This is a genomic window from Mycobacterium sp. GA-2829 (assembly GCF_001499965.1).
Lineage (GTDB): Bacteria > Actinomycetota > Actinomycetes > Mycobacteriales > Mycobacteriaceae > Mycobacterium.
In genome coordinates, this window is the sequence record NZ_LQIT01000024.1 from 66122 (window position 1) to 81875 (window position 15754).

Below are 15754 nucleotides of genomic sequence, written 5' to 3' on the forward strand. Positions count from 1 at the left end.
CTAGCGTCGCAGCGGTGGATGTCGGTGTGCCCTGTTACCTCGTCGAGTGGTATCGGCCGGCGCTCAGTGCGGAAGCGGTCGCCAAGACCGCGGCCCGGCTGAGGGCATCCGCGGAGACGTTGTCCGCGAACGGGATTGCCGTGCGGTTGCTGACACTGCTCTCGGTACCGGCCGACGAGGTCGTCTTCGGCGTCTTCACCGCGGATTCGGCGGCGCAGGTGACCCGAACGTGTGAGGGTGCCCAGATGCCCGCACAGCGGGTGACCGCGGCGACCGACGTCGAGTTCTGCGGGCCCTGACGGGTCAGACGGGGCGGGCGGCCGCGGCGAGTGTGCCCTGGCCGATCCACGAGGGCACCGCACGGCGGGCGTGCGCGGGTCCCGACACCGCGACACTGCCGTCGAGCAGTGCGTGCGGCCAGCTGCGGTCACCGCGCCAGATCTCGGTGAGCGTGCGCAGGCTGGTCCGCACCGTGGCCGTCACCTCGTATCCCGGGTCGAAGTCGCATACGTCGGCGCGGCCGTCGGCGACGACCAGCCACCAGCGCGAGGCCCGCGCGTCGACCCCGTCGAAGCGGATCGCGAGTGTGGTGCGCTCCGTGGGCCATTGGTCCACCGGGACGGTCCTGCGGATGTCCCACATCAGCAGATGGGGGTCGAGATCCTCGTCGCCGAGTTCGCCGATCCAGCGCACCCCCCACGTTCCGAGCGCCTCGACCACGGTGGCGAGCTCACGGCCGCATGCGGTGAGCGAATAGCTGGTGCGCCCGTCGATTTCGGTGCGTTCGACGACCCCGGCGCGGGTCAGCGCCTTGAGCCGCTTCGACAGCAGTGCCGGTGACATCTTCGGCACACCACGCCGCAGGTCATTGAAATGTGAACTACCAAGCAACAATTCGCGGACCACGAGCATGGTCCACCGTTCGTCGAGCAACTCCATGGCCTTGGCCACCGGGCAGAACTGGCCGTATCCCGACATCGGTGCACCTCCTCGACGACCGCATCGACATCGTCCCGCAGAAACCCCCGCCAGTACAGATGTGGAACTGGAATCGCCGGCGGCGCGGGGCGACGATGTGTGCACCGAACCCAGGAGGACCCGACATGACCAGTGAGACCGCCACCGTCGACCAGGGACAGCTCGCCGCCAAACACCGCGCCATGTGGGCCTCGGGCGACTATCCGCGCCTCGCCGCCGAGCTCGTCGCCCCGCTGGGACCGGTTCTGGTGGAGGCCACCGGAATCGGCGCGGGGGACCGGGTCCTCGACGTGGCCGCAGGCACCGGCAACGCCGCCATCCCCGCCGCCGCGACGGGGGCGGCGGTCACCGCCAGCGATCTGACCCCCGAACTGCTCGAGCACGGCCGCACGATCGCCGCCGAAGCCGGCGTCGAACTCGAGTGGCAGGAGGCCGATGCGCATGCTCTTCCGTTCGCGGACAACGACTTCGACGTCGTCATGTCCTGCATCGGGGTGATGTTCGCCCCGTTCCACCAGCGCGCCGCCGACGAACTGGTGCGGGTGTGCCGCCCCGGCGGGCGGATCGGCCTGATCAACTGGACACCCGAGGGGCACATCGGAAAGTTGTTCGCGACCATGAAGCCCTACATGCCGCCCCCGCCGCCCGGTGCCCAGCCGCCGCCGCTGTGGGGCCGCGAGGACCACGTGCGCGAACTGTTCGCCGATCGCGTCACCGATCTGGCCACCGAACGCCGCACCCTGCCGGTCACCCATTTCGCCGACGGCGCGCAGTTCCGCGACTACTTCAAGGCGGTCTACGGCCCGACCATCGCGGCGTACCGCAACGTCGGCGACGACGCGGACCGCGCCGCGCAACTGGACGCCGACATCGCCGGTCTCGGTGACGCGTTGATGGCCGGGGCGTCGCACATGGAGTGGGAGTATCTGCTGGTGACCGCGCGGAAGGCCTGACACCATGTCGGCATGCCCGACGCCGCGCAGCCCTTGCCCACCCTGACCGATGCCGATGTCGAGGCCCTGACTGCCTGGGTGAGGCGAACCGGGCTGGGGGAGACGGTCACCGACGTGGCGCCGCTGGCAGGCGGCAGCCAGAACGTCGTCGTCCGGCTGCACCTCGACGGGCGGCCGATGGTGCTGCGCCGTCCGCCGGTGCACCCACGCCCGACCAGCGACAAGACCATGCAGCGCGAGATCGCCGTGCTGCGCACGCTGGCGGGCAGCCCGGTACCGCACCCCGGCTTCATCGCCGGCTGCGAGGACCTCGACGTGCTCGGCGTCGTGTTCTACCTGATGGAGGAGATCGACGGGTTCAACCCGGGCACCGAGGTGACGCAGCCTTACCGCGACGACCCCGACATGCGCCGCCGCGTGGGCCTGTCCTACGCGGCGAGCCTGGCGCTGCTGGGCAACGTGCCGTGGGAGGGCAGTGAACTCGCCGAACTCAAGCGACCCGGGTCGTTCCTGGCCCGTCAGGTCCCGCAATTCCTCCGGCTGCTCGAGAGCTACCGGCACGACCGTTACTCACCCGACGAACTGCCCGCGGTGACCGACCTTGCCGAGTGGCTCGAGAACAACCGGCCGCCCGACGGCGAACCGGGCATCATGCACGGCGACGCCCACCTCAACAACGTGCTGCTGCGCCGCGAGACCCCCGAACTCGCCGCCTTCATCGACTGGGAGATGTGCACGGTCGGCGATCCGCTGCTGGACCTCGGCTGGATGCTGATCTGCTGGCCGCACGACCCGAACCCGATCAACGCCGGATCCGAACTCGCCGCGTTAGGCGGGTTGGCCGACCGGAGCGACCTGCTGGACGCCTACGTGGCGGCCGGCGGCCGGCGGACCGACGCGCTGCCCTGGTATCTGGCGATGGCCTGCTTCAAACTCGCCGTCGTCATCGAGGGCACGTGGTCGCGCTACCTCGCCGGGCGGGCGACCCGCGAGGCCGGCGAGCGCCTGCACACGTCCGCGACGAATTTGATCGACCTCGGGATGCGGGTGGCCAAGGGGGACAACCCTTTCCTGTGACCCGACGTCACCCGTAGGCCTCGACGCCCAGCTTGATTGCCAGTGCGATCCCCGCGGCGCCGATGAGAGCGCGCATCAGGCCCGACGGTGCGTGGCGCACCACGATCGGTCCCAGCCGCGAACCGATCAGGCACCCCGCTCCCATCGGCACCACCGCGGCCCAGTGCACCGGGGCGAACACCGCGAACACCACCGCCGCCGTCATGTTCGCCACCCCGAGCACGACGTTCTTGCCCGCATTCGCATGGGCGAGCGTATTGCTGCCCGTGGTGAGCAGCAGCGCCAGCAGCAGCACACCCGCCGCCGCACCGAAATAGCCGCCGTATACGCAGATCGCCAGGATCGCAGCACCTTCGCGCCACCCGGCGTGCGCGCGGCGCTCGGGGTGTGCAGGTCCGGCGCGGCGGGGAAGCAGGATCAGCACCGCCGAGGCGCCCAGCAGAACCGGCACCACCTTCTCGAAGCCCTCCGCAGGCGTCGACAGCAGCAGTGCCGCACCGGCCACGCCGCCGAGCGCCGCGGCCGGGATGATCCGCCGCAGCCATCCGCCCTGCCCGCGCAGTTCGGGCTGCGACCCGAGGACCGATCCGACCCCGTTGAACACCAGCGACACGGTGTTGGTGACGTTGGCCGCGACCGGCGGGAGACCCGCGACCAGCAGCGCCGGATAGGTGGCCACCGACGCGAGTCCGGCGATGCTGCCGGTGAGGCCGCCGAGGATGCCCGCGGCCAGCAACAGACCGATCTCGGGCCAACCCATTGCGACGACAGTAGTGCCGCCCCGGGCGGTCCGCCGACGCGGGGAAAGGGGTTTGCGTCACCCCTGCGGGCGGGGCTAGCATCGCCCTCGTGCCAAGGCGACTCGTAGTAGCAACCCGCAGCGGGGTCTGATTCGGACCGACCCCTCGCTGTGGGTCGTTGCTACATCGTCGGTCACTCCCTCTCTCGAGAAGACCGGCACACATGATCACGAGTTCGATCCCCACCCCAACCCCCACATTCGCGTCCGTGGTGGCCGCACCGCTGCCGCGCGGACTGCGTGAGGAGGTCGACGACATGACCTGGGACGCGTTCTGCGCCGAATACTCACCCGCCGCCGGTCCGCTGCGACTCGGCCAGTGGACCTGCACCGACGGGGAGGGGCCCGCGCGCAGGCTGGGCCCGCAGGCCCGCACCTATCAGGCGACCCTGGCGCTCGGTGACCGGATCAGCACCGCGACGGCCTCGGCGTGCGGCCCGATCGCGGCGTTGACCGCGATGCTCCACGACGAGGGCATCGCGGTGGAGACCGTGGCGTTCCACCAGATCCCCGTGGGTGCGCACACCGCGACGTTCATCCGTGGTTCGGACGGGGTGCACGCCGAATGGGCGATGGGTTGGTCGCCGGACGCCACCCAGTCCGCACTCAAGGCCGTGGTCGCCTGCGCCAACCGGCTCCTCGCCGGCTGACCGGTCAGCGCAGCGGGCGCAGCACGATCGGCATACCGTCCATCGGGACCGGCATACCCGCGTAGTCCAGCTTCGCGACGTAGCCGGGACGCGGCGGTTCGAGCCGGTAGCGGCGCAGCAGTCGGTGCATCACGGTCTTGATCTCGAGCTGGCCGAACACCATGCCGATGCACTTGTGCGCTCCGCCACCGAACGGTGCGAACGCATACCGGTGCTGCTTGTGCTCGTTGCGTGGTTCGGTGAAGCGGGCCGGGTCGAACTTCTCGGGGTCGGTCCACAGCTCCGGCAGGTGATGGTTCACCGACGGCCAGAGCACCACGTCCGTGTTGGCGGGGATGTAGTGGCCCAGCAGTTCGGTGTCGCGCACGGTCCGGCGGACGTTGAACGGCAGCGGCGTCACCAGTCGCAGCGATTCGTTGATCACCAGATCGAGGGTCTCGAGCTTCTCGAGCGCCTCGATGTCGAGCGGGCCGTCGCCGAGCCGTTCGGACTCCTCGCGGCAGCGTTCCTGCCACTCCGGGTTGCGCGACAGGTGGTAGGCCATCGTCGTCAGCGTCGACGTCGAGGTGTCGTGGGCGGCCATCATCAGGAAGATCATGTGGTTGACGATGTCCTGATCGGAGAACGTGTTGCCGTCCTCGTCGGCGGTGTGGCACAGCACCGTGAGCATGTCGGTGCCGTCGGAGCCGCGCTTCTCCTTGACCCGCTGTTCGAAGTAGTTGTCGAGCACCTTGCGGGCCTGCAGACCCCGCCACCACTTGAACGGCGGCAGCCCGGTCCGGATGATCGCGCCGCCGGCGCGGGTGGTCATGGTGAACGCGTCGTTGACCTTGGTGACCAGTTCCTTGTCGGTGCCCGGTTCGTGGCCCATGAACACCACCGAGGCGATGTCGAGGGTCAGCTCCTTGACCGCCGGGTAGAACAGGAACCGCGGGTCGTTCTCGACCCAGTCGTTCGCGACGACCTGGGAGGCGACCCGGTCGATGTGTTCGACGTAACCGGCCAGCCGGGTGCGGGTGAACGCCTCCTGCATGATGCGGCGGTGGTACATGTGCTCGTCGAAGTCGAGCATCATCAGGCCGCGGTTGAAGAACGGGCCGATCACCGGATGCCAGCCGCGCTGCGAGAAGTCCTTGTTCTTGTTCGAGAAGACGGCCTGGGTGGCGTCGGGTCCGAGCGCGACCACCGCGGGCAGCGCGGGGGAGAACGCGTAGTGGAGCGGACCGTAGGTCTTGTACACGTCGAGCAGATAGTCCGGCCCGCCGCGGAACGTCTCGATCATGTGGCCGAGCACCGGGAGTCCGGAATCGCCCATCACCGGCTTGAGCCCGCTGCCCGCAGGCGGCTCGGCCAGCACGAACTGCTTCCATTCGTTGTTGTGCAGCTTCTCGCGCAGGCGCTTCTCGACGAACCCCATGCCGGGGATGGTGTTGAGCGTGGGGGTGAACCGCCGCTTGGCCTGGTCGAGCAGATATTCCGGGGTGCTGATGGTCGCCATCTAGAACGCTCCTGGTAATCACAACGCTGTGGTGGACGTCACCTGCCTCACATCCTGACCGGCGATCTTGACGCATGTCAAGTTTTGTTCTGGCGTGCCGCGGTGCCAAGGTTGGATGCCATGACCGCCGAATCCGAGACGCCTGAGATCCGCCGCAGCCGCGGCGACCGGCAACGCGACGCGATCGTCGCCGCGGTCCGAGAGCTGCTTCAGGAGCAACCGTTCGCCGACCTGTCGGTCAGCACGATCAGTGAGCGCGCGGGCGTTGCCCGGTCCGGGTTCTACTTCTACTTCGACTCCAAGTACGCGGTGCTCGCGGTGATCGTCGCCGACGCGATGGCCGAACTCGACCAGCTCACCCATGATTTCGCCCCACGTAAGGCCGACGAGTCGCCCGCCACGTTCGCGCGGCGCATGGTCGGTTACGCCGAGGCGGTGTTCGCCAGCAACAACCCGATCATGCGGGCCACCACGCTGGCGCGGAACACCGACGCGCAGATCCGCGACATCATGAACGACTTCGAGGACACCGTGATCGACAAGATCGTCGGGCTCGTGCGCCAGGACGAGGGCGCCCGGCCCATCTCCGAGGATCTGCCCGCACTGGTGCGCACGCTCACCGCGACCACGGCGATGACGCTGTCCCACGACACCGGCTTCATCGGCCGCGGTGACGACATCGCCCGCGCGGTCGACATCGTCGAACGACTCTGGCTGCACTCGCTGTGGGGCGGGCACACGCCGCGCGACGGCTGATCTCGGGGTGGGTGGACAGGTAGGGTCACCGCCATGACGCAGGGCGGCGGATTCACCGGTAAACGATGTCTGCTCACCGGCGCGGCCAGCGGCATCGGGCGTGCGACGGCGCTGCGGTTGGCCCGCGAGGGCGCCGAGCTGTTCCTCACCGACCGCGACGCCGACGGGCTGGAGACGACCGTCGCCGACGCCCGCGCGCTCGGCGGCAAGGTCGCGATGCACCGGGCGCTCGACATCTCCGACTACGACGCCGTCGTCGCCTTCGCCGCCGACATCCACCGCGACCATCCCGCGATGGACATCGTCATGAACATCGCCGGTGTCTCGGCGTGGGGCACCGTCGACCGGCTGACCCACCAGCACTGGAAGTCGATGGTCGACATCAACCTGATGGGGCCCATCCACGTCATCGAGGCGTTCGTGCCGCCGATGGTCGAGGCGCGCCGCGGCGGTCACCTCGTCAACGTGTCGTCGGCGGCCGGGCTGGTCGCGTTGCCGTGGCACGCCGCCTACAGCGCCAGCAAGTACGGTCTTCGCGGGCTGTCGGAGGTGCTGCGCTTCGACCTGGCCCGTCACCGGATCGGGGTCTCGGTGGTGGTGCCCGGCGCCGTGAAAACCCCATTGGTGCAGACGGTTCAGATCGCCGGGGTGGACCGCGAGGATCCGAACGTCAAGAAGTGGACCAACCGGTTCACCGGCCACGCGGTGTCGCCCGAGAAGGTGGCCGAACGCATCCTGGCCGGGGTGCGGCGCAACCGCTATCTCATCTACACCTCGCCGGACATCCGCGCGCTGTATATGTTCAAGCGCGCCATGTGGTGGCCCTACAGCGTCGCGATGCGCCAGGCCAACGTGATCTTCTCCCGCGCCCTGCGGCCTGGACTCAAATAGCGCTCAGCGACTGCCCCAGTCCCACGGCGGGGTGCTGAGCAGGTCCTGCCCCTCGACCCGGGTTTCGCCGAACTCCTTGTAGAGCGCGATGCGGACGGCGTCGCCGTCCTCGTCGGGGGCGACGGCGCCCAGCAAGTCGATCAGGGCGGGCGAGTGGGTGACGACGACGACCTGTGTCTGCGCGGCGGCCGTGGTGATCAGACCGGCCAGTGGCCGCACGAGGTCGGGGTGCAGCGAGGTCTCCGGTTCGTTGAGCACCATCAGCGACGGCGGCTCGGGGCTCAGCAGCGCCGCCGCCCACAGCAGGAAACGCAGTGTGCCGTCGGACAATTCGGCGCAGCGCAGCGCCCGCAGCATCCCGCGCTGACGTAACTGCAGGTCGAAAAGGCCGTCGTGGACGGCGATCTCGACCGTCGCGCCGTCGAAGGCGTCGGCGACGGCGCGTCCCAGGTCGTCGAAGCCCGCCTCGATGACCGTCTGCACGGCCGCGGCCAGATCGCCGCCGTCGGCCGAGAGCACCGGTGTGCGGGTGCCCACCCGGGGCCGGCGTGCGGGCGCCGCGGCGTCCACCCGGAACCCGTCGTAGAACCGCCAGTTCCGCAGCCGGTCGTAGACGGCGGTGAGTTCCGGCCGGGCACCTGCGAATTCGGCGAGAACGCTGCGGTACGGCGGTAGCGCGCGGGTCAGTTCGTCGAAGCCGCGGCCCGATTCGGCGCCCGCCTCGGCGTAGGGACCGCCGCGCCGCACCAAGGTGGCGGCCGGGCGCAGCACCGGCCCGGCGAACACCGCCTCGCGCTTGATCTGCGGATCGCGCGCGAACAACGAGCCCGGGCCGGCGTGCTGAGGCAGCCCGAGGTCGACGAGGTAGCCGACATCGTCTGCGGCGTAACCCATTTCCAGGCTGACCGGGCGGGTGCGGACCGTGCCCTCGGTGGTGCCGGTGCGGCGTGCGCCCGCGGTCTGCTCCGGTCCGGCCCACAGCACGGACTCCAGACCGCCTTCGCGGGCCAGCGATCCGACCACCTCACCGCGGCCGCAGTCGGCGAGCAGCCCGAGCGCCCGGTACAGCGACGACTTGCCACTGCCGTTGGGCCCGGTCACCACCGTGAGGCGGCGCAGCGGCAACACCACCTCGCGCAGCGAACGGTAACCGCGGACGGCGACGGTCGAGAGCATGGCCTCCACGCTAGGGGTGGGCTCCGACGACCGGCATCGCCAGTTCGAGGCGGACGCCGAGCAGCCGGATCGGCCGGTCGAGCTCGAACTGGGCGAGCACGTCGAGTGCGGTGGCGGTGATGACATCGAGATCGGTGCCCGCGGTGGGCAGCTTGCGGATCTTGGTCCTGGTGTAGAAGGTGCTCGTGCGGACGGTCACCGCGACCCGGGTGACCACCCGGCCCGCCGCGACGACCTCGTCGAGCGTCTGGGCGGTCAGCCGGGCGACCGCGGCGTCCATGTCCGCGCGGTCGGTGAGATCTTGCGGGAAGGTGATCACGTGGCTGCGCGACCGCGGCACCCACGGTTCCGCGCTGACCGTGCTGTCGCCGCCGCCCTTGGCCAGCAACAGGATCCACAGCCCGGTCGTCGGCCCGAACGCCGACGTCAACACCGTGGCGTCGGTGCCGGCCAGGTCGGCGACCGTGGTGATGCCGATCGCTGCGAGCTTCTTGGCCGTCTTCGGTCCCACGCCCCACAGCGCGTCGACCGGTCGGTCACCCATCACCGCCATCCAGTTCTCGTCGGTGAGCAGGTAGACCCCGTCGGGTTTCCCGAACCCGGTCGCGACCTTGGCGCGCTGTTTGTTGTCGCTGATCCCGACCGAACACGACAGGCCGGTGCCCGCGACCACCTCGCGGATGCGTTCGGCGACTGCAACGGGATCGGCCGTGTCATCCAGGTCGGCGCCGACGTAGGCCTCGTCCCAGCCCCAAACCTCCAGCGGGTGGCCCAGGTCGCGCAGCAGGCCCATCACCTGTGCCGACGCCTCGTCGTAGGCGGCGGTGTCCGAGGGCAGAAACGTGGCGTCCGGACAGCGGCGCGCCGCCGCGCGCAGCGGCATGCCCGCGTGTACCCCGAACTCCCGCGCCGGATACGACGCGCAGGTGACGACCTTGCGGGGTTCGGTCGGGTCGCCGTTGCCACCGACGATGACCGGCAGCCCTTCCAGTTCTGGATGCCTGCGCAGTTCGACCGAGGCGAGGAACTGGTCGAGGTCGACGTGCAGGATCCAGGCGGCCACGGCGTCACCGCCCGCAGAGTTTGGTCGCCACGCCCTCCCACTCATCGCCCAGGTCGTCGAGGGTGGCGCCCTCGCCGAGGCGGTGCTCGACGTAGTCGGCGTCGAGGAGAGCGATGAGCGCGGTGGCCTGCGCGTCGAGGTTCCCGGTGGTGCCCGCGGTCTGCAGCAGTAGGCGGACGTGCGCATGCTGCAGCGCGGCCGGCCCGATGAACCGGGTCTGCGGATCGCGCGCGGTGTCAGAGACCAGGGCATGGTGGTCGTGGACGAAGGCGAGCCGGGTCCGGCCGTAGGCCACCAGGCGCTCCAGCGGCGGCGCATCGGGTCCCAGCGGCGGCGGGCCGAACATGAACGCCTGCTGCAGGGCCTTCTCGTCCTCGTCGAGCAGCACCAGCATCAGCCCGGCGCGGCTGCCGAAGCGGCGGAACAGCGTGCCCTTGCCGACGCCGGCCGCCGCGGCGATGTCGTCGGTGCTGACCGCGCCCGCACCTCGTTCGGCGATCAGCCGGCGCGCGGCGTCGAGCAGCAGCAGCCGGTTGCGCGCGGCGTCGCCCCGCTCCTGCGGCGCATCGGTCACCGGGAGCGGCGCGAATCGGTCGGGGGCGCTCACCTGTTCGACCTTAGCCGCGGGAATCAATCGGACCGTAGTCCGGTTATGTGCGTGTGGACCGCTTCGATCGAAAGGAACTCGATATGCCGGATGTGAACGTCATCGTGCTCGTGGGCAGCCTCCGGAAGGCGTCGGTGAATCGCCAACTCGCCGAACTGGCCGTGGAGTCCGCTCCGGCGGGCGTCTCGCTGCAGATTTTCGACCGCCTCGGCGAGGTGCCGTTCTACAACGAGGACATCGACGGTGAGTCGGCGCCCGAACCCGCGCAGGCGCTCCGCGCCGCGGCCGCGGCGGCCGACGCCGCCCTGGTGATCACCCCCGAGTACAACGGCAGCATCCCCGGCGTGCTCAAGAACGCGATCGACTGGCTGTCCCGGCCCTGGGGGGCCAGCGCGCTCAAGGACAAGCCGCTCGCAGTGGTCGGGGCGGCGCTCGGTCGCTACGGCGGACAGTGGGCGCACGACGAGACCCGGAAATCCTTCGGTCTGTTCGGCCCGCAGGTGATCGACGACCTGCGGTTGTCGCTACACACCGAAACGCTCGACGGCAGGCATCCGCGGGAGAACGCCGAGGTCGCCGCCACACTGCGCGACATCGTCGGCAAGCTCGTCGCCGCCGTCGGTTGAGGCGGGCGGCGGGGTACGGCGGGGCCGCTCAGCGCACGCGCGGAGTTTGCTGAGCGGTTCGGGGCGGCGGCGGCGGCCGCTTCCGCCCGGATCACTTGTCGGTACCCGGTGGTAGACACCCCTACATATAGCGACACAGTCCTCGTCCGGCGTGGCGACACGCCGGAGGAAACCGGAGTGGGGGGCTTACGACCTGGGAATTCCAAAAATGTCATTCAGAACATGTTGTATCTGTCCGCGTTGTCGGCCACTAGGTGTAGTGTCTTGCACACCGACAGGCCACCAGAGTTCGACGGCCACCGGGAGCGCGGGAGCCAGTGCCGCGGGGTGACCGGCTCACCGGACACCCACCCCCGGACGACCAGGAATTTCCAGGACCTGCGGATCGCTGAACACTACAGCGGGCACGCAGCACCGAGCAGTTGCCAGACCGATTTGATTCACCGCCGCCGTTCACATAAGGAGACGTACCGCCGATGACCGTCACCGTGTACACCAAGCCCGCATGCGTGCAGTGCAACGCCACCTACAAGGCGCTGGACAAGGCGGGCGTCGCCTACGAGACCGTCGACATCTCCCTCGACAGCGAAGCGCGTGACTACGTCATGGCCCTCGGCTACCTGCAGGCCCCCGTCGTCGTCGCCGGCAACGACCACTGGTCGGGTTTCCGCCCCGACCGGATCAAGGCGCTCGCGGGCGCGGTGGCAACCACCGCCTGACGGGTACGCAGTCAAGGCGGATCCGATCGGAAGGACTGTGATGGGCCACCTGGTGTATTTCTCCAGCGTCTCGGAGAACACCCACCGCTTCGTCGAGAAGCTGGGGCTGCCCGCCACCCGGATCCCACTGCACGCTCGCATCCGGGTCGATGAGCCCTATGTGCTGGTGCTGCCCACCTACGGCGGCGGCCACGCCAACGGGCCCGATCCCGATGCCGGGGGCTACGTCCCCAAACAGGTCATCGCATTCCTCAACAACGAGCACAACCGGTCGTTGATCCGCGGCGTCATCGCCGCGGGCAACACCAACTTCGGCGCCGAATTCGGCTACGCGGGCGACGTGGTGTCCCGCAAGTGCGGCGTCCCTTACCTGTATCGCTTCGAACTGATGGGGACGACCGACGACGTCCTCGCCGTGCAAGCCGGTCTCGAGAACTTCTGGAAGGAACAGACGTGCCACCCACCGTCACAGCTGCAGAGCCTGTAACCACCGGCGCGCACGCGCTCCCCGGGGAGACCGACTACCACGCATTGAACGCGATGCTGAACCTGTACGACAAGGACGGCAGGATTCAGTTCGACAAGGACGTGCTCGCCGCGCGCGAGTACTTCCTGCAGCACGTCAACCAGAACACCGTCTTCTTCCACAGCCAGGACGAGAAGCTCGACTACCTGATCGAGAAGGAGTACTACGAGCGCGAGGTGCTCGACCAGTACTCGCGCAACTTCGTCAAGAGCCTGCTCGACCGGGCGTACGCCAAGAAGTTCCGCTTCCCGACCTTCCTCGGGGCGTTCAAGTACTACACCTCTTACACGCTCAAGACGTTCGACGGGAAGCGCTACCTCGAGCGCTTCGAGGACCGTGTGGTGATGGTGGCGCTGACGCTGGCCGCCGGGGATACGACGCTGGCCGAGAAGCTCGTCGACGAGATCATCGACGGCCGGTTCCAGCCGGCCACCCCGACGTTCCTGAACTCGGGCAAGAAGCAGCGTGGTGAGCCGGTGTCGTGCTTTCCGGCAGGCACACCGATCGACACCCCCGACGGGCCGAGGTCCATTGAGACGTTGGAGCCAGGGGACCGGGTGCTGTCGCACGACGGTTCCTATTCTCTCGTTGAGTCTGTGATCGAAAACCCGAATGATCAAGCGCTGGTGTCGATCTCGCACTTCGGTCACAAAGAGCCGATCCTGTGCACGCCGGAGCATCCGATTTTGGTGTGGACCACGCGCGACGTGGAAACGCTGATCGCCGGCGACGGCGCCGATCCGTTCAACGGGTTCGTCTGGCTGGCCGCCAAGGACATTCACCCGACCGATTTCATCGTGACGACAGCACCGCGGGAAGCGCGCGAGCCACGGGTCTACGACATGATGGATCACGTCGGCGCGGGCCTCTACGAAGAGGTCGACGGCCTCATCCGCAAGGTCAACACCGATCTGAAGCACCGGAACAAGCAGCGCCATCACATGAGTTTCGTATCGGTGAATCGCTATGTCGAGGAGTCTTATGACCTCGGGCTGATCCTTGGTTGGTATATCGCCGAGGGTCACGTGTCGAAGCGGGTGGGACCGGACGGCGCCAAGTCGCCCAACGGCATCCACTTCACACTCGGCGCACATGAACTCGAGTACCAGCAAGAACTCGCCGCGGCATTCAAGCGTGTCTTCGCTGCTGACCTATCTGTCAACCAGAGCCTGTCCGACCAATCGGTGCGAATGGTATGCAACAGCAAGGTCATTGCGTCGTTGTTCCTTTCGCTCGCCGGTACGGGATACAGCTCAAAGCGGTTGACCGCCGACGTCTTGACAGCCGACGAGGAATTTCAGCTGGGCTTGTTGGCCGGCCTGTTCCGCGGAGACGGTTGCAGCACGACCGGCGGTATGTTGCTCGATTTGGTGAACCCGGAGTTGGTTGATCAGGTTCAGTTGCTCCTGCGGCGGCTCGGAATCATGTCTCGGGTCCGTCAGTACGTGAACCAGTCCGGGAACGTGACAGGACAGGTGTTCGTGCCCGGACTGCCGGGATTCAATGAAGACTTTATCTTCGACGTGGGTAAGAACCTGCACAACTACGTAGGTCAAAAGGGTACGTCGCGATCCATACACCAGATCGTGCATGGGCGTCATGTCTACGGAGTTCGCGCACTCAAGCACACCACGGAAGTACCGACCAAGGTCTACAACCTGCACGTCGAGGGCACACACACCTACGCCATCCGCGGGACCGTCGTGCACAATTGCTTCCTGCTGCGCATCGAGGACAACATGGAGTCGATCGGCCGCTCCATCAACTCCGCGCTGCAGCTGTCCAAGCGCGGCGGCGGAGTCGCGTTGCTGCTGAGCAACATTCGCGAGCACGGCGCGCCGATCAAGAACATCGAGAACCAGAGCTCGGGCGTCATCCCGATCATGAAGCTGCTCGAGGACTCGTTCTCCTACGCCAACCAGCTCGGTGCCCGGCAGGGTGCGGGCGCGGTGTACCTGCACGCGCATCACCCCGACATCTACCGGTTCCTCGACACCAAGCGCGAGAACGCCGACGAGAAGATCCGCATCAAGACGCTGTCCCTCGGTGTCGTGATCCCGGACATCACGTTCGAGCTGGCGAAGAAGAACGAGGACATGTACTTGTTCTCGCCGTACGACGTCGAGCGTGTGTACGGCGTGCCGTTCGCCGACATCTCGGTCACCGAGAAGTACTACGAGATGGTCGACGACTCGCGGATCCGCAAGACCAAGATCAAGGCGCGCGAGTTCTTCCAGACGCTGGCCGAGCTGCAGTTCGAGTCGGGCTACCCGTACATCATGTTCGAGGACACGGTGAACCGGTCGAACCCGATCGACGGCAAGATCACGCACAGCAACCTGTGCTCGGAGATCCTGCAGGTGTCCACCCCGTCGGAGTTCAACGACGACCTGTCGTATGCGAAGGTCGGCAAGGACATCTCGTGCAACCTGGGGTCGCTCAACATCGCGAAGGCCATGGACTCCCCGGACTTCGCGCAGACCATCGAGGTGGCGATCCGCGCGCTGACCGCGGTGAGCGATCAGACCCACATCACGTCGGTGCCGTCGATCGAGCAGGGCAACAACGACTCTCACGCGATCGGGCTCGGGCAGATGAACCTGCACGGCTACCTCGCACGCGAACGGATCTTCTACGGGTCCGAAGAGGGCGTGGACTTCACGAACATCTACTTCTACACGGTGCTCTACCACGCGCTGCGGGCGTCGAATCGCATTGCGATCGAACGCGGTACGCACTTCAAGGGCTTCGAACGCTCGAAGTACGCGTCGGGGGAGTTCTTCGACAAGTACACCGAGCAGGCGTGGGAGCCCAAGACCGACCGGGTGCGGCGGTTGTTCGCCGATGCCGGCATCCGGATCCCGAACCAGGACGACTGGAAGCGGTTGAAGGAATCGGTCCAGGAGCACGGAATCTACAACCAGAACCTGCAGGCGGTGCCGCCGACGGGGTCGATCTCCTACATCAACCACTCGACCAGCTCGATCCACCCGGTGGCGAGCAAGATCGAGATCCGCAAGGAAGGCAAGATCGGCCGTGTCTACTACCCGGCGCCGTACCTGACCAACGACAACCTGGAGTACTACCAGGACGCGTACGAGATCGGCTACGAGAAGATCATCGACACCTACGCGGCGGCGACGCAGCACGTCGACCAGGGCCTGAGCCTGACGCTGTTCTTCAAGGACACCGCGACGACGCGCGATGTGAACAAGGCGCAGATCTACGCGTGGCGCAAGGGCATCAAGACGCTGTACTACATCCGGCTGCGTCAGATGGCCCTGGAGGGCACTGAGGTGGAGGGTTGCGTCAGCTGCATGTTGTGACGGCGAGTGTCGGGTTATGCACGTTCCCAGGGGCTTGGGTTCAAGGCGTCTATGCAACAGCGGGTGGATTGAGTGGGTCGCACAGTAGTGCGTCGAGTGTTTCGGCGGG

General features: G+C 67.6%; 15 protein-coding genes and 3 pseudogenes. 12 read left to right on the forward strand and 6 right to left on the reverse strand.

Annotated features, from left to right (window positions below):
- Nucleotides 1-14 precede the first annotated feature (14 nt).
- Nucleotides 15-299 (forward strand): hypothetical protein, encoded by a 285-nt coding sequence (locus tag AU194_RS16265; RefSeq protein WP_059090288.1) that lies wholly within the window; start codon nt 15-17, stop codon nt 297-299.
- 4 nt (nt 300-303) lie between these two features.
- On the opposite strand, the gene AU194_RS16270 is transcribed toward AU194_RS16265, so the two are convergent.
- Nucleotides 304-978, reverse strand: a complete 675-nt coding sequence (locus AU194_RS16270; protein WP_059090289.1) for a helix-turn-helix domain-containing protein — start codon at nt 976-978, stop codon at nt 304-306.
- A gap of 125 nt (nt 979-1103) precedes the next feature.
- On the opposite strand from AU194_RS16270, the gene AU194_RS16275 reads away from it, so the two are divergent.
- Both AU194_RS16275 and AU194_RS16280 read left to right on the forward strand, forming a co-directional pair.
- A complete protein-coding gene (locus AU194_RS16275) occupies nt 1104-1931 on the forward strand; it encodes a class I SAM-dependent methyltransferase (protein WP_059090290.1) in 828 nt (275 codons plus the stop codon).
- Between the two features lie 12 nt (nt 1932-1943).
- Nucleotides 1944-3008 carry a phosphotransferase family protein gene (locus AU194_RS16280; RefSeq protein WP_059090291.1) on the forward strand — a complete coding sequence of 355 codons (1065 nt, stop codon included), beginning with the start codon at nt 1944-1946 and terminating at the stop codon, nt 3006-3008.
- A gap of 7 nt (nt 3009-3015) precedes the next feature.
- On the opposite strand, the gene AU194_RS16285 is transcribed toward AU194_RS16280, so the two are convergent.
- Nucleotides 3016-3768, reverse strand: coding sequence for a sulfite exporter TauE/SafE family protein (locus tag AU194_RS16285; RefSeq protein ID WP_059090292.1), 753 nt, complete (start codon nt 3766-3768; stop codon nt 3016-3018).
- A gap of 203 nt (nt 3769-3971) precedes the next feature.
- Here AU194_RS16285 and AU194_RS16290 point away from each other — a divergent pair, with 203 nt between their 5' ends.
- On the forward strand, nt 3972-4457 hold the full coding sequence (locus AU194_RS16290; protein ID WP_059090293.1) for an alpha-isopropylmalate synthase regulatory domain-containing protein: 486 nt from the start codon (nt 3972-3974) through the stop codon (nt 4455-4457).
- A gap of 4 nt (nt 4458-4461) precedes the next feature.
- On the opposite strand, the gene AU194_RS16295 is transcribed toward AU194_RS16290, so the two are convergent.
- Nucleotides 4462-5955, reverse strand: a complete 1494-nt coding sequence (locus AU194_RS16295) for a cytochrome P450 (RefSeq protein ID WP_059090294.1) — start codon at nt 5953-5955, stop codon at nt 4462-4464.
- Between the two features lie 120 nt (nt 5956-6075).
- Here AU194_RS16295 and AU194_RS16300 point away from each other — a divergent pair, with 120 nt between their 5' ends.
- Nucleotides 6076-6711 carry a TetR/AcrR family transcriptional regulator gene (locus AU194_RS16300; RefSeq protein WP_059090295.1) on the forward strand — a complete coding sequence of 212 codons (636 nt, stop codon included), beginning with the start codon at nt 6076-6078 and terminating at the stop codon, nt 6709-6711.
- Nucleotides 6712-6744: 33 nt separating this feature from the next.
- Entirely contained in the window at nt 6745-7602 is an 858-nt protein-coding gene (locus tag AU194_RS16305; RefSeq protein WP_059090296.1) for an SDR family oxidoreductase, read from the forward strand.
- 3 nt (nt 7603-7605) lie between these two features.
- Here AU194_RS16305 and AU194_RS16310 read toward each other — a convergent pair whose 3' ends face one another.
- Genes AU194_RS16310 through AU194_RS16320 form a run of 3 tightly spaced genes read right to left on the reverse strand, consistent with a single transcriptional unit; the run spans nt 7606 to nt 10448 of the window.
- The gene (locus AU194_RS16310) at nt 7606-8778 is read right to left on the reverse strand and encodes an AAA family ATPase (protein ID WP_059090312.1); all 1173 of its coding nucleotides are present in this window, start codon (nt 8776-8778) and stop codon (nt 7606-7608) included.
- Nucleotides 8779-8788: 10 nt separating this feature from the next.
- Nucleotides 8789-9841: a DNA polymerase IV gene (locus AU194_RS16315; protein WP_157576130.1), complete on the reverse strand. Its 1053-nt coding sequence runs from the start codon at nt 9839-9841 to the stop codon at nt 8789-8791.
- Nucleotides 9842-9845: 4 nt separating this feature from the next.
- A complete protein-coding gene (locus AU194_RS16320; protein WP_059090298.1) occupies nt 9846-10448 on the reverse strand; it encodes a TetR/AcrR family transcriptional regulator in 603 nt (200 codons plus the stop codon).
- Nucleotides 10449-10531: 83 nt separating this feature from the next.
- Between AU194_RS16320 and AU194_RS16325 the strand changes: the two genes are divergently transcribed.
- The 6 genes and pseudogenes from AU194_RS16325 to nrdE all read left to right on the forward strand — a co-directional run.
- Nucleotides 10532-11074 carry an NAD(P)H-dependent oxidoreductase gene (locus tag AU194_RS16325; RefSeq protein ID WP_059090313.1) on the forward strand — a complete coding sequence of 181 codons (543 nt, stop codon included), beginning with the start codon at nt 10532-10534 and terminating at the stop codon, nt 11072-11074.
- A 476-nt stretch (nt 11075-11550) separates the two neighbouring features.
- Nucleotides 11551-11793, forward strand: a complete 243-nt coding sequence (locus AU194_RS16330; protein ID WP_059090299.1) for a redoxin NrdH — start codon at nt 11551-11553, stop codon at nt 11791-11793.
- A 40-nt stretch (nt 11794-11833) separates the two neighbouring features.
- Entirely contained in the window at nt 11834-12280 is a 447-nt protein-coding gene (gene nrdI, locus AU194_RS16335; protein WP_059090300.1) for a class Ib ribonucleoside-diphosphate reductase assembly flavoprotein NrdI, read from the forward strand.
- Nucleotides 12247-12807: pseudogene (locus tag AU194_RS33035) on the forward strand (ribonucleotide reductase N-terminal alpha domain-containing protein); the annotation flags it as partial. The gene nrdI and the pseudogene AU194_RS33035, both read left to right, overlap by 34 nt.
- Nucleotides 12796-14004: pseudogene (locus AU194_RS33040) on the forward strand (LAGLIDADG family homing endonuclease); the annotation flags it as partial. The pseudogenes AU194_RS33035 and AU194_RS33040, both read left to right, overlap by 12 nt.
- A gap of 24 nt (nt 14005-14028) precedes the next feature.
- Nucleotides 14029-15645, forward strand: a pseudogene (nrdE, locus tag AU194_RS33045) (class 1b ribonucleoside-diphosphate reductase subunit alpha); the annotation flags it as partial.
- Nucleotides 15646-15754: the final 109 nt, after the last annotated feature.

Coding starts and splice junctions, on each gene's coding strand:
- AU194_RS16270 (WP_059090289.1), bottom strand. CDS start 978: ATGTCGGGATACGGCCAGTTCTGCCCGGTGGCCAAGGCCATGGAGTTG.
- AU194_RS16275 (WP_059090290.1), top strand. CDS start 1,104: ATGACCAGTGAGACCGCCACCGTCGACCAGGGACAGCTCGCCGCCAAA.
- AU194_RS16280 (WP_059090291.1), top strand. CDS start 1,944: ATGCCCGACGCCGCGCAGCCCTTGCCCACCCTGACCGATGCCGATGTC.
- AU194_RS16285 (WP_059090292.1), bottom strand. CDS start 3,768: ATGGGTTGGCCCGAGATCGGTCTGTTGCTGGCCGCGGGCATCCTCGGC.
- AU194_RS16290 (WP_059090293.1), top strand. CDS start 3,972: ATGATCACGAGTTCGATCCCCACCCCAACCCCCACATTCGCGTCCGTG.
- AU194_RS16295 (WP_059090294.1), bottom strand. CDS start 5,955: ATGGCGACCATCAGCACCCCGGAATATCTGCTCGACCAGGCCAAGCGG.
- AU194_RS16300 (WP_059090295.1), top strand. CDS start 6,076: ATGACCGCCGAATCCGAGACGCCTGAGATCCGCCGCAGCCGCGGCGAC.
- AU194_RS16305 (WP_059090296.1), top strand. CDS start 6,745: ATGACGCAGGGCGGCGGATTCACCGGTAAACGATGTCTGCTCACCGGC.
- AU194_RS16310 (WP_059090312.1), bottom strand. CDS start 8,778: ATGCTCTCGACCGTCGCCGTCCGCGGTTACCGTTCGCTGCGCGAGGTG.
- AU194_RS16325 (WP_059090313.1), top strand. CDS start 10,532: ATGCCGGATGTGAACGTCATCGTGCTCGTGGGCAGCCTCCGGAAGGCG.
- AU194_RS16330 (WP_059090299.1), top strand. CDS start 11,551: ATGACCGTCACCGTGTACACCAAGCCCGCATGCGTGCAGTGCAACGCC.
- nrdI (WP_059090300.1), top strand. CDS start 11,834: ATGGGCCACCTGGTGTATTTCTCCAGCGTCTCGGAGAACACCCACCGC.